The following is a 14367-nucleotide window of genomic DNA, read 5'->3' on the forward strand; positions in this document are numbered from 1 at the left end:
ATCCTCCCTTCGTTTATGTGATTAGTTAGCCTTTATTGCACTCGTAATTTTCACGAATGATTTTTTTGCACCAGGAACGTTTCCTTTAATTAAAAGTAAATTACGTTCTGTGTCAACATTCACTACTTCTAGGTTTTGGATTGTTACATTTTCACTACCCATGTGACCTGGAAGTTTCTTACCTTTAAATACACGCATCGGGTCAACAGCACCTAATGAACCTGGCGCTCTATGGAAATGAGAACCGTGAGACATTGGTCCGCGTTGGAAATTATGGCGTTTAATTGCCCCTTGGAAACCTTTACCTTTTGATTTACCAGATACGTCAATTTTATCTCCAGCTTTGAAAGTATCAACGCTGATCTCTTGACCAACTTCATATTCGTCAAGATTTGTATTACGGAATTCACGAACGTAGCGCTTAGTGTTTGTGTTTGCTTTCTCAGCATGACCTTGTTTTGCCTTATTAACGTGAGCACCTTTCGCATCTACAAATCCAAGTTGAATCGCTTCATAGCCATCGTTTTCTAACGTTCTTTTTTGTAAAACAACGTTTGGCTCAGCTTGAATCACTGTTACAGGTACTAATTCGCCTTCTTCAGAAAATAACTGAGTCATGCCGATTTTACGACCTAAGATTGCTTTCGTCATCCGTTACACCTCCTATAGTTAAAACTAATTTATTATAATTTGATCTCAATATCCACACCAGATGGTAAGTCAAGACGCATTAGCGAATCAACAGTTTGTGGTGTTGGATTAACAATGTCGATTAACCGTTTATGTGTACGCATCTCAAATTGCTCGCGTGAATCCTTGTATTTGTGCACCGCACGCAATACAGTATAAACAGATTTTTCTGTAGGTAGCGGGATCGGTCCAGAAACATTAGCACCTGAACGTTTCGCAGTGTCTACAATTTTCTCAGCAGATTGATCCAAAATACGGTGATCATACGCTTTTAAACGGATTCTAATCTTTTCTTTTGCCATTATTTTCCCTCCTTTTCGCCTATTTTTTTAACAGACATACTCCGTGAAAATTACTCTATCACCCGCCATGGCAAAGGGGCCGGGTGTATCGACAACCTTTCACTTCATCGCCTTTTATGACCAACGTTCTTATTATATAGAAAAAACGTGGGCAATGCAATACCTATTTACTCAAAACACGTATTTGCACATCTATGTATTATACAAACTTTTTTCATAGAATGCAAGGAATCATAGGGATTTTTTATGTTTTTTGTTTAAGGAGGTATTTTCCAGCTGTATTGGTGAGAATTGTCTGTTAAGTGCCGGGGAAAATAACGGATAATTTTGTGGTGAAATTCGCTGAGAACCGTTGATCGATTTGTGAGACTGGGAAATCTGAAGTGTGGGAATTTGGGGATTTGAGGAAGTTGGGGAATCTTATCGGACACAGGATTCCTTATTAAGTTTAAAACAGGTCATTTTTATTGTTTAGCGGACTCACGATTCGCTATTTAACTATTATCTGTTGTTTTTAGCATGAGCTTGCTTTAATAACGTATCTGTGGTCCGATAGTTGACTCAATATGGTGGTTTTTTGGCAAATAACGCACTCTGTGTCCGCAAACTATTCTATCTAGACAATTTTCAACTTTTCTCGTATACCGGATATGCTCCAGGTAACTGGCAAGCTTAATGGATACACTCACGATCCAATGTATAAACATAAAAAACAGGTAGCGTCGTCACGCTACCTGTTTTCATTTATTTACTTACTTTTCGATTGTTGATACAACGCCAGATCCAACTGTACGTCCACCCTCACGGATAGAGAAACGTGTACCGTCTTCGATAGCGATTGGTGAAATAAGCTCAACGCTCATTTCAATGTTATCACCAGGCATTACCATTTCTACGCCTTCTGGTAACTGAATAACACCAGTTACGTCAGTAGTACGGAAATAGAACTGTGGGCGATAGTTTCCGAAGAATGGAGTATGACGTCCACCTTCTTCTTTTGATAATACGTAAACTTCAGCTTTGAAGTTTGTGTGTGGAGTGATTGAACCAGGCTTAGCTAGTACTTGTCCACGGCCGATATCATCACGTGAAACACCACGTAGAAGCGCACCAATGTTGTCTCCAGCTTCTGCATAGTCAAGAAGCTTACGGAACATTTCAACACCAGTTACGGTTGTTTTAGAAGGTGCTTCAGCAAGACCGATGATTTCTACTTCGTCACCAACTCTTACTTCCCCACGCTCAACACGTCCTGTAGCAACAGTACCACGACCAGTGATTGAGAATACGTCCTCAACTGGCATCATGAATGGTTTGTCAGTGTCACGCTCTGGAGTTGGGATGTACTCATCAACAGCGTTCATAAGTTCAACGATTTTTTCTTCGTAATCTGCATCGCCTTCGATAGCTTTAAGAGCAGAACCTTTAACTACTGGTACGTCATCACCAGGGAAGTCATACTCAGTTAATAGATCACGTACTTCCATTTCAACTAGTTCTAGAAGTTCTTCGTCATCTACCATGTCAGTTTTGTTAAGGAATACTACGATTGATGGTACACCAACGTTACGTGAAAGCAAGATGTGCTCACGAGTTTGTGGCATTGGGCCATCTGCAGCAGATACTACAAGGATAGCTCCGTCCATTTGTGCAGCACCAGTGATCATGTTTTTAACATAGTCAGCGTGACCTGGGCAGTCAACGTGTGCATAGTGACGAGTATCAGTTTCGTACTCTACGTGAGAAGTTGCGATAGTAATTCCGCGTTCTTTCTCTTCTGGAGCATTATCGATTTGATCATATGCCATTTGAGTACCTTTACCAGATTTCTTGTGCATTACGATTGTAATTGCAGCAGTTAATGTTGTTTTACCATGGTCAACGTGTCCAATTGTTCCAATGTTTACGTGACTTTTCGAGCGGTCGAACTTTTCTTTAGCCATTTATAGTTCCTCCTTTAATTAATTAAAAGTTTAATATTTATTTTATTAAGTCTAAGAAATAAAACTTTATTTCCTATCCTTCAATAAAAGTTATACTGTAGATTCTTTAAAAAATCAATTATTCACCAGCATTTTTTTTGATAATTTCTTCAGAGATGCTCTTTGGCACTTCTTCGTAATGATCAAAATGCATTGTAAATACTCCACGGCCTTGCGTGTTTGAACGTAATGCTGTTGCATAACCAAACATTTCAGAAAGTGGAACGAATGATTTAACAACCTGTGCAGGTCCACGTGCTTCCATACCTTCCACGCGTCCACGACGAGCTGTAACATCACCCATAATATCACCCATGTATTCTTCAGGGATTACGATTTCTACTCGCATCATTGGCTCTAGTAATACAGGGTTACATTTGTTTTTCGCAGCTTTCAAAGCCATTGATCCAGCTATTTTAAATGCCATCTCGTTTGAGTCAACATCATGGTAACTACCATCATAAAGTGTAGCCTTAAGATCAATCAATGGGTACCCAGCAAGTACACCGCTTTCTGTTGCTTCTTTAATACCAAGTTCAACAGATCCGATATATTCACGTGGCACTGCACCACCAACGATCTTATTTACAAATTCATAGCCAGCACCTTCTTCGTTAGGCTCAAATTTAACCCAAACGTGTCCGTACTGTCCGCGTCCACCTGACTGACGTACGAATTTACCTTCGACCTCAGCAGATCCACGGAATGTTTCGCGATACGCAACCTGTGGTGCACCAACATTTGCTTCTACTTTAAATTCACGTTTTAAACGGTCAACAATGATATCCAAGTGAAGCTCACCCATACCAGAGATGATTGTTTGGCCAGTTTCCACGTTTGTTTCTGTTTTGAATGTAGGATCCTCTTCAGCAAGTTTACCTAAAGCAATTGACATTTTGTCTTGGTCTGCCTTTGTTTTTGGTTCAATTGCAACACCAATTACTGGTTCAGGGAATTCCATAGATTCTAAGACAACAAGGTCTTTTTCATCACATAGTGTATCCCCTGTAGAAGTATCTTTTAGTCCAACTGCAGCAGCAATCTCACCAGAGTAAACTCTAGAAATTTCTTCACGAGAGTTTGCATGCATTTGAAGAATACGACCTACACGCTCACGCTTATCTTTCACTGAGTTTTTCACGTATGATCCAGAATCTAATGTTCCAGAGTACACGCGGAAGAATGTTAGTTTACCAACGAACGGATCTGTCATAACCTTAAATGCTAATGCTGAGAATGGTGCACTATCATCTGCCTTACGAGTAACCTTATCTTCAGTGCCAGGTACAATACCTTCGATTGGTGGCACATCTGTAGGTGCAGGTAAATAATCAATTACACCATCAAGCATTAATTGAACACCTTTGTTTTTGAATGCTGATCCGCAAAATACTGGGTAGAATTCTACGTCCAAAGTTGCTTGACGAATAGCTTTTTTAAGCTCGTCGTTAGAGATTTCTTCCCCTTCAAGGAATTTCATCATTAAATCTTCATCTAATTCAGAAACAGCTTCTATTAGGCTAGCACGTAATTCTTCTGCTTTGTCTTTATACTCAGCAGGGATTTCGCGTGCTTCTGCGCGAGTTCCTAAATCATCCTCATAGAAATAAGCTTCCATTGTAATAAGATCAATGATTCCTTCAAAGTCATCTTCAGCACCGATTGGTAACTGAACTGGGTGTGCGTTTGCACCCAAACGGTCGCTCAACGTTCCTGTAGAATACATGAAGTCTGCACCGATTTTATCCATTTTGTTAATGAATACTACTCGTGGTACACCGTAAGTTGTAGCTTGACGCCATACAGTTTCTGTTTGTGGTTCTACACCTGATTGCGCATCAAGTACTGTTACTGCACCATCAAGTACACGCAAAGAGCGTTCCACTTCAACTGTGAAGTCTACGTGGCCTGGTGTATCAATGATATTAATACGGTGCTCTTTCCATGCGGCTGTTGTTGCAGCAGACGTGATTGTAATACCACGCTCTTGCTCTTGTTCCATCCAGTCCATCTGAGATGCACCTTCATGGGTTTCACCAATTTTATGAATACGTCCTGTATAGAAAAGAATACGCTCAGTAGTAGTGGTCTTACCTGCATCGATGTGTGCCATAATACCAATGTTACGCGTCTTTTCCAAGGAGAACTCTCTTGCCATGTATTCTTCTCCTTCCTGTAAAAAGCTTTGATTAGGTTATTCTTACTGTAAAACTCCAGCGACTAGCCCGCACGGCCCACTTGACGTGGGTTTTCGGGACTGTCTGAGTCGCTTGCGCTTTTCTTACCAGCGGTAATGAGCAAATGCTTTATTTGCTTCCGCCATTTTATGCATTTCTTCACGTTTCTTAACGGCTGCTCCAGTATTGTTTGAAGCATCTAGAATTTCATTCGCAAGACGCTCTTCCATTGTCTTTTCTCCGCGTAGGCGTGAGTAATTAACAACGTAACGAAGTCCAAGTGCTTGACGACGTTCAGGGCGTACTTCCATCGGTACTTGGTAGTTTGAACCACCAACACGACGTGCGCGAACTTCTAATACCGGCATTACGTTTTTCATTGCTTGTTCGAATACTTCCATAGCATTTTGACCGCTACGTTCTTCGATTAATGAAAATGCATTATAAAGAATTTTTTGTGCTTTACCTCTTTTTCCATCAATCATGATTTGGTTGATCAAACGAGTCACAAGTTTTGATTTATAAAGTGGATCTGGTAAGACATCGCGTTTTGGGATAGGTCCTTTACGTGGCATATGTCCCCCTCCTTTCCTCAATCTATGTTGTTATAATTTGTCTAGCTACAACACCCATCGCCTAGCAAATAGTTAGTTCAGATGAATGTACGGAAAGTTCACCGTACTTTCACTGTCCTATCTATTTGTACGCCGCTATACGGGCGGCTTCGCTTTTCTTGTCTAGCTGCGCCTCCTAGAAACTGCCGTCATAAGCAATGAACACTACAACGCCACAGTTCAGGCGTTTTCGGTTCCTTTCTTATGCGTCCGTTTCTGGTCAGTCGCCTTCGCTTTTCTTACTTACTTTTTAGGGCGTTTTGTTCCGTATTTAGAACGTCCTTGTGCACGTCCTTCAACACCAGCAGTATCTAATGCACCACGAATTACATGGTAGCGCACACCCGGTAAGTCTTTTACACGTCCTCCGCGGATTAATACAACACTATGTTCTTGTAGGTTGTGTCCAATCCCTGGGATGTATGCTGTTACTTCCATGTTATTTGATAAACGAACACGGGCATATTTACGAAGTGCTGAGTTAGGTTTCTTTGGTGTTAATGTACCAACACGAGTACAAACTCCACGTTTTTGTGGTGAGTTTTCATTCGTGAACTTCTTTTTAAAGCTGTTGTACCCTCTGTTAAGTGCTGGAGAGTCAGACTTTTTTGGTTTATTTACACGACCTTTACGTACTAGTTGATTAATAGTAGGCATTTAGTTTTCCTCCTTTCCTTTTTGTGTGAAAATTGCTAGCAAAAATAGACCAGCAACCACCGAATTTATTAAATTGTGTAATACCACATATCCAGGTGGTTCATCTTCAAGCAAAAAACAAAGCTTTCGCGATAAAACCTCGCCAAAACTAATTTTTTTTGATTGCTACAGTAGATGCGCCAACGTCTATGCCACAAGCGGCTCCTAGCTTTTTCATTGAATCTACTTGATGACACGGTATCCCTAGCTCTTCAGCTAGATCAGCTACCTTTTGAGTTAGCTGTTTATCTGCATCATCCGCAAGAAAAACATCACTGACATGACCATTTTTCATAGCTTTCAGTGTTTGTTTTGTCCCGATTATTAAACGTGACTGTCCTTGGGTTACTTTTTCATAAGACATCGATATATCCTCCAAAGCAACAAGTATAATCAGAAGCACCCTGAATATAGTATCATTCTCGTTTTTTAATGTCAACTTAAATTTAACTATTTTGGTGCTTCTGATTTCACATCACTTGTTTAACTTTAATTAATTTACTGTTTCTGTCTCTACTTCTGCTTCTTCATTTTCATCTGAATTTGATTTCAATTCATCTAATGAAGCTTGGATCTTACGATAACGCTGCATTCCAGTACCAGCTGGAACAAGTTTACCGATGATTACATTCTCTTTCAATCCTAACAATTCATCACGTTTACCTTTAATTGCAGCATCAGTTAATACGCGAGTTGTTTCTTGGAATGAAGCTGCAGATAAGAATGAGTCAGTCTCAAGAGATGCTTTTGTGATACCAAGTAATACTGGCTTACCTACTGCAGGCTGTTTTCCTTCATTCAAGATGCCATGATTAGCTTCTTTGAACTGATGGATTTCCAGTAATGATCCTGGTAATACATTGGTATCTCCAGAATCAACCACACGAATTTTACGAAGCATTTGACGAACCATAACCTCGACGTGTTTATCACCGATTTCTACACCTTGCATACGGTATACGCGTTGAACTTCACGAAGAAGGTATGTCTGAACTCCGTCAACCCCTTGAACTTGAAGTAGCTCTTTCGGATCAACAGAACCTTCTGTTAGTTCTTGACCAGCGATTACCTCGTCGCCTTCAGCAACCTTAATTCGAGCGTTGTAAGGAACTGCATAAGCACGTTGCTCCACTTCACCTTGAACAACAATTTCTTGCTTATCTTTCACTTCTCTAATCTCGTGAATTGTTCCTTGAACTTCACTAATTACAGCCTGACCTTTAGGATGACGTGCTTCAAATATTTCTTGGATACGTGGTAGACCTTGTGTAATATCGTCACCAGCTACTCCACCTGTATGGAATGTACGCATCGTTAACTGTGTACCTGGTTCACCGATTGATTGAGCAGCAATAATACCTACTGCCTCGCCCACTTCAACCTCATCACCAGTAGCAAGGTTGCGTCCATAACATTTTTGACATACGCCATGTTTCGTATTACATGTGAACGCTGAACGGATTGTTACTTCCTCTATTCCTGAATCAACAATAACTTTTGCTTGGTCTTCAGAAATAACGGAGTCAGTTTCTACAATCACTTCGCCTGTTTCTGGGTGTTTGATTGTTTCAAAGATCGTTCTTCCAATCAAGCGGTCTATTAATGGCTCAATCAATTCTGCGCCGTCTTGGATCGCAGTAACTTTCAATCCTCTATCAGTTCCACAGTCTGCTTCACGAACAATAACATCTTGCGCCACATCAACTAAACGTCGAGTTAGATAACCAGAGTCAGCTGTTTTTAGCGCTGTATCTGCAAGTCCTTTACGAGCACCATGCGTAGAGATAAAGTATTCTAGTACTGTTAATCCTTCACGGAAACTTGACTTGATTGGCAATTCGATAATACGTCCAGCCGGGTTGGCCATCAATCCACGCATACCCGCAAGCTGCGTAAAGTTAGATGCGTTACCACGTGCTCCTGAATCACTCATCATAAAGATAGGGTTTCTAGGATTTAGTGATTTCATTAACTTCGCTTGGATATCGTCTTTTGCTTGTGACCACACAGCAATTACTCGATCATAGCGTTCCTCTTCGGTAATTAAACCTCGGCGGAATTGTTTCTGAACATTATCCACTTTCTTTTGTGCCTCAACAAGAATAACTTCTTTCTCCTTAAGAACCACAATGTCCGATATACCTACTGTCATACCAGCTTTTGTAGAATAACTAAAGCCTAGGTCCTTCATACGGTCAAGCATTTTAGACGTTTCACTAATTTTGAATCGCTTAAATACCTCGGCGATAATATCACCTAAGATACCTTTCTTAAACGGCAAAATTGTCTCGCGTTTTTGAATTTCTTCTTTTACATTTATTCCTTTGTCAACAAAATATTGATCTGGAGTACAAATTTCTAAGTTACTATTCGTTGGTTCGTTAATATACGGAAATGACTCCGGTAGGATCTCATTAAATATTAATTTACCAACTGTCGTTAATAGCAATTGATTTTGTTGTTCATCCGTGAAAGTCTTGTTGTTTAAGCTACTAGCTTGAACAGCAATTCTAGTATGCAGATGAACGTATCCATTTTGATAAGCGATCAATGCTTCATTCGTGTCTTTGAAAATACTACCTTCACCTACAGCATTTTCACGTTCCATCGTTAGATAATAGTTACCCAAAACCATATCCTGTGATGGTGTAACAACAGGCTTTCCATCTTTTGGATTCAATATGTTTTGAGCAGCAAGCATTAAAATACGTGCTTCAGCCTGTGCTTCTGCAGATAAAGGAACGTGTACTGCCATTTGGTCACCATCAAAATCGGCATTATATGCAGTACAAACTAGCGGATGCAAACGAATTGCGCGCCCTTCAACTAGTGTTGGTTCAAACGCTTGAATACCTAATCTGTGCAATGTTGGAGCACGGTTAAGTAATACAGGGTGCTCGCGAATAACCTCTTCTAACACATCCCAAACCTCAGGGTGTACGCGCTCAATTTTACGCTTCGCAGATTTAATATTATGTGCTAATCCACGACCTACTAATTCTTTCATTACGAACGGCTTAAATAGCTCTAGAGCCATCTCTTTTGGTAAACCACATTGATACATTTTCAAATGTGGACCAACAACGATAACGGAACGTCCTGAATAATCAACACGTTTACCAAGTAAGTTTTGACGGAAACGACCTTGTTTACCTTTCAACATATGTGAAAGTGACTTTAATGGTCTATTTCCTGGACCAGTTACTGGACGACCACGACGACCGTTATCAATCAACGCATCTACAGCCTCTTGTAGCATACGCTTCTCGTTTTGAACGATGATGCTTGGAGCACCAAGATCAAGTAGTCGCTTTAAACGGTTGTTACGGTTAATAACACGACGATATAGATCGTTTAGATCTGATGTTGCAAAACGACCACCGTCAAGTTGAACCATTGGACGAATTTCCGGTGGAATAACCGGTAGTACGTCTAAAACCATCCATGACGTGTCGTTTCCAGAATGACGGAATGACTCTAATACTTCCAAACGTTTGATTGCACGAGTTCTACGTTGACCTTTTGCAGTCTTCAGTTCTTCTTTTAATCCATCTACCTCTTTTTCAAGGTCGATATCTTGTAAAAGTTTACGAATTGCCTCAGCACCCATTTGGGCTTTAAAAGACTTACCGTATTTATCGTAATAAGCACGGTATTCTTTTTCTGATAACAATTGTTTTTTCTCAAGTGGGGTATTACCTGATTCTGTAACGATGTACGCCGCAAAATAGATAACCTCTTCTAATGCACGTGGCGACATATCTAGAACGAGTCCCATACGACTTGGAATTCCCTTGAAATACCAAATATGTGATACAGGAGCCGCTAATTCAATATGTCCCATTCGTTCACGACGCACTTTAGCTTTTGTTACTTCTACGCCACATCGATCACAAACAACGCCTTTATAGCGTACACGTTTGTATTTTCCGCAATGACATTCCCAGTCTTTTTGCGGACCAAAAATACGTTCACAAAATAACCCATCTTTCTCAGGCTTAAGTGTACGGTAGTTAATTGTTTCTGGTTTTTTTACCTCGCCGTATGACCAGGAGCGAATTTTTTCAGGTGATGCTAAACCAATTTTCATATACTCAAAGTTATTTACATCTAGCAAGGGGCCAACCTCCCTTTTAGTGTGTCCGATTTACCATAAGCTTGGAACAGAGTTTTTATGATAAAGCAGGAATTGCTGACTTTCATAAAACGAATCCTTCATGAAAGCCAACACTTCGTTGCATGATTAATTTTCTTCTACTTCTAAATTAAGCTTGCTTGCTTGTTCTGTTTCCTCTTCTTCCAGTTCACGAAGTTCAATTTCTTGTTCGTCACTAGAAAGCATTTTTACATCTAGGCCGAGACTTTGAAGCTCTTTGATTAATACTTTAAACGATTCAGGAACACCAGGTTCAGGAACGTTATCACCTTTAACAATAGCTTCGTAAGTCTTTACACGACCAACGATGTCGTCTGATTTAACGGTTAAAATTTCTTGTAACGTATATGCAGCACCATATGCTTCAAGTGCCCATACCTCCATCTCACCAAAACGTTGCCCACCAAATTGTGCTTTACCACCAAGTGGTTGCTGGGTAACAAGTGAATAAGGACCTGTTGAACGAGCGTGAAGTTTATCATCGACCATGTGTGCAAGTTTAATCATATACATAACACCAACAGAGACACGGTTATCGAATGGTTCTCCAGAACGTCCATCATATAAAATTGTTTTTGCATCTTTCGGCATACCAGCTTCTTGTAACGTTTCCCAAACATCTTCCTCGTCTGCGCCATCAAAAACTGGAGTTGCCACGTGGATACCGAGAGCGCGTGCAGCCATACCTAAATGTAGCTCAAACACTTGTCCGATATTCATTCGCGATGGTACACCTAACGGATTTAACATAATATCAACCGGCGTTCCATCAGGCATGAATGGCATGTCTTCTTCTGGTAATATTTTCGAGATAACACCCTTATTACCGTGACGTCCAGCCATTTTGTCACCTTCATGAATCTTACGCTTTTGCACAATATATACACGAACGAGTTGATTCACACCAGGTGGAAGCTCATCGCCATCCTCGCGGTTAAAGATTTTAACGTCTAGTACAATTCCGCCAGCTCCATGTGGTACACGTAATGAAGTATCTCTAACTTCTCGTGCCTTTTCACCGAAAATGGCATGTAGTAAACGTTCTTCAGCAGATAATTCGGTAACTCCTTTTGGTGTAACTTTCCCGACCAAAATATCACCATCGGAAACTTCTGCACCAACACGGATAATTCCTTGTTCGTTAAGATTTTTCAGCGCTTCTTCTCCTACGTTAGGAATATCGCGTGTAATTTCTTCTGGCCCTAGCTTCGTATCACGTGCTTCCGACTCATATTCTTCAATGTGAATAGAAGTATACACATCATCTTTCACAAGTCGCTCACTCATGATAATCGCATCCTCATAGTTATAACCTTCCCATGTCATAAAACCGACAAGGACGTTACGGCCAAGTGCTAACTCACCGTCTTCCATTGATGGTCCATCAGCAAGGATTTCTCCTTTTGTAACACGGTCACCCTTACTTACAATCGGGCGTTGGTTATAGCAAGTACCTTGATTTGAGCGAATATACTTTTGTAAACGATAGCGATCTAAATCGCCTTGTACTTCTTTACCGTCTACTTCCGAAACGCGACGAATATGAACTTCTTTTGCTTCAACATGTTCCACAATACCAGGATTCTGACAAATAACTGCTGCACCAGAATCTTTCCCTGATACATATTCCATTCCAGTACCAACAATCGGTGCCTCTGGCTTCATTAACGGTACAGCTTGTCGCTGCATGTTTGCACCCATCAACGCACGGTTGGAGTCATCATTTTCTAAGAATGGGATACAAGCAGTCGCTGCAGAAACTACCTGCTTTGGTGATACATCCATATAATCAATGTTTTCACGTGGTACAGCTGTGTTTTCACCACGGAAACGCGCAATTACTTCTTCATCCATAAAGTGACCAGTCTCATCTAATCTAGCATTTGCCTGTGCCACAACATAATTGTCTTCTTCATCAGCTGTTAAGTAATCAATTTGAGCTGTTACCAAACCGGTATCTGGGTCAACCCGACGATACGGTGTTTCAATAAAGCCAAATTTATTTACTTTTGCATAACTCGAAAGTGAGTTAATCAATCCAATGTTCGGTCCCTCAGGTGTTTCAATTGGACACATACGACCATAGTGTGAATAATGTACGTCACGCACTTCAAAGCCAGCACGTTCTCGCGTTAAACCACCAGGCCCTAAAGCAGACAAACGACGCTTATGCGTAAGTTCCGCAAGTGGATTCGTTTGGTCCATAAATTGCGAAAGCTGTGAACTACCGAAAAACTCTTTAATCGATGCAATTACTGGACGTATATTAATTAACTGTTGCGGTGTTACGCTTGATGTATCTTGAATTGACATACGCTCACGAACAACGCGTTCCATTCGAGATAGTCCGATACGGAATTGATTTTGTAACAACTCTCCTACTGAACGGAGGCGACGGTTACCAAGATGGTCGATATCATCTGTATCGCCAACACGATGTAATAGATTAAAGAAATAACTAATGGAAGCCAAAATGTCAGCTGGAGTTATATTCTTAATGCTTTTTTCTATAGCAGCATTACCTATTACATTTAATTCACGTTCACCACTAGGATCTGTTGGATCAATAATTTTAATTGACTGAAGCGTTATCGGATCCTCTAGTACTCCTTCATTTGGCTCAACAATATGCTCGCCAACTTTATCTTCCTCTTTTTCTAAATAAGGAATAATTTTATTCAATAGTTTCCGCTCTAATTTATCACCTTTTTGTGCAAGAACCTCTCCAGTTTCCTGGTCAACAATTGGTTCTGCAAGAACTTGATTAAATAGGCGGTTTTTAATGTTAAGTTTCTTGTTCATTTTGTAACGACCAACATGCGCTAAGTCATAACGCTTTGGATCGAAAAAGCGAGAAACCAATAAGCTTTTTGCGTTTTCGACTGTCGGTGGTTCACCCGGGCGAAGTCGCTCATAGATTTCTAACAATGCCTTTTCGGTTGTTTCTGTATTATCTTTATCTAAGGTGTTTTTTAAGTATTCGTTTTCGCCTAGTAGATCAATAATCTCTTGATCTGTACTAAAGCCAAGAGCACGTAAAAGCACAGTAATAGGCAATTTACGCGTACGATCAATACGAACATAAGCTACGTCTTTTGCATCCGTTTCAAATTCTAACCATGCACCACGGTTAGGAATCACAGTTGCAGTAACGCCTCTTTTTCCGTTTTTATCAATTTTTTCATTATAATAGACACTTGGTGAACGAACGAGCTGTGAAACAATAACGCGTTCAGCTCCATTAATGATAAACGTACCTGTGTCTGTCATGAGCGGGAAATCTCCCATGAAAACTTCTTGCTCTTTTACTTCACCGGTTTCATTATTGATTAAACGAACCTTCACGCGAAGCGGAGCATTATACGTCACATCTCGATCCTTTGATTCATCTACAGGATATTTTGGTTCCTCTAGACTATAATCAACGAACTCTAGTGATAGATTACCTGTGAAATCTTCAATTGGTGAAATATCCTTAAACATTTCTTTCAAACCTTCTTCTAAGAACCATTGATAAGAAGCGGTTTGAATTTCGATTAGATTTGGTAATTCTAACACCTCGCTGATGCGTGCATAGCTCCTGCGTTGGCGGTGCCGTCCATACTGAACTAGTTGACCTGTCAACTGCTTCACCCCTCAAATCCTGCATTTTCATACGAATAGTGTATCGTATAAAAATGGCTATTATATTAGAAAAACAAACTATAGTTATAGTGTGCTTTTCGAATCTTAACAACGTCAAACAACTTT

9 protein-coding genes are annotated in these 14367 nt (G+C 40.3%); all 9 read right to left on the bottom strand.

The window, feature by feature from the left end; genetic code table 11:
• Positions 1 to 21: 21 nt before the first annotated feature.
• Positions 22 to 651, bottom strand: coding sequence for a 50S ribosomal protein L3 (gene rplC / locus ACY9Z2_RS17260; protein WP_463610913.1), 630 nt, complete (start codon positions 649 to 651; stop codon positions 22 to 24).
• 32 nt (positions 652 to 683) lie between these two features.
• A complete protein-coding gene (gene rpsJ, locus ACY9Z2_RS17265) occupies positions 684 to 992 on the bottom strand; it encodes a 30S ribosomal protein S10 (RefSeq protein ID WP_021292712.1) in 309 nt (102 codons plus the stop codon).
• Between the two features lie 752 nt (positions 993 to 1744).
• Entirely contained in the window at positions 1745 to 2935 is a 1191-nt protein-coding gene (gene tuf, locus ACY9Z2_RS17270) for an elongation factor Tu (protein WP_463610914.1), read from the bottom strand.
• A gap of 118 nt (positions 2936 to 3053) precedes the next feature.
• Positions 3054 to 5132 carry an elongation factor G gene (gene fusA, locus ACY9Z2_RS17275; RefSeq protein WP_463610915.1) on the bottom strand — a complete coding sequence of 693 codons (2079 nt, stop codon included), beginning with the start codon at positions 5130 to 5132 and terminating at the stop codon, positions 3054 to 3056.
• A gap of 123 nt (positions 5133 to 5255) precedes the next feature.
• Positions 5256 to 5726: a 30S ribosomal protein S7 gene (gene rpsG / locus ACY9Z2_RS17280; protein WP_463610916.1), complete on the bottom strand. Its 471-nt coding sequence runs from the start codon at positions 5724 to 5726 to the stop codon at positions 5256 to 5258.
• A 282-nt stretch (positions 5727 to 6008) separates the two neighbouring features.
• Complete coding sequence (gene rpsL, locus ACY9Z2_RS17285) at positions 6009 to 6422, bottom strand: 30S ribosomal protein S12 (protein WP_463610917.1); 414 nt, start codon at positions 6420 to 6422, stop codon at positions 6009 to 6011.
• A gap of 148 nt (positions 6423 to 6570) precedes the next feature.
• Entirely contained in the window at positions 6571 to 6825 is a 255-nt protein-coding gene (locus ACY9Z2_RS17290) for a 50S ribosomal protein L7ae-like protein (protein WP_463610918.1), read from the bottom strand.
• A gap of 129 nt (positions 6826 to 6954) precedes the next feature.
• Positions 6955 to 10578 carry a DNA-directed RNA polymerase subunit beta' gene (rpoC, locus tag ACY9Z2_RS17295; protein WP_463610919.1) on the bottom strand — a complete coding sequence of 1208 codons (3624 nt, stop codon included), beginning with the start codon at positions 10576 to 10578 and terminating at the stop codon, positions 6955 to 6957.
• Between the two features lie 126 nt (positions 10579 to 10704).
• Positions 10705 to 14241: a DNA-directed RNA polymerase subunit beta gene (gene rpoB, locus ACY9Z2_RS17300; RefSeq protein ID WP_463610920.1), complete on the bottom strand. Its 3537-nt coding sequence runs from the start codon at positions 14239 to 14241 to the stop codon at positions 10705 to 10707.
• Between the last annotated feature and the right edge of the window lie 126 nt (positions 14242 to 14367).

The organism is Virgibacillus sp. GM2-2 (assembly GCF_055329585.1).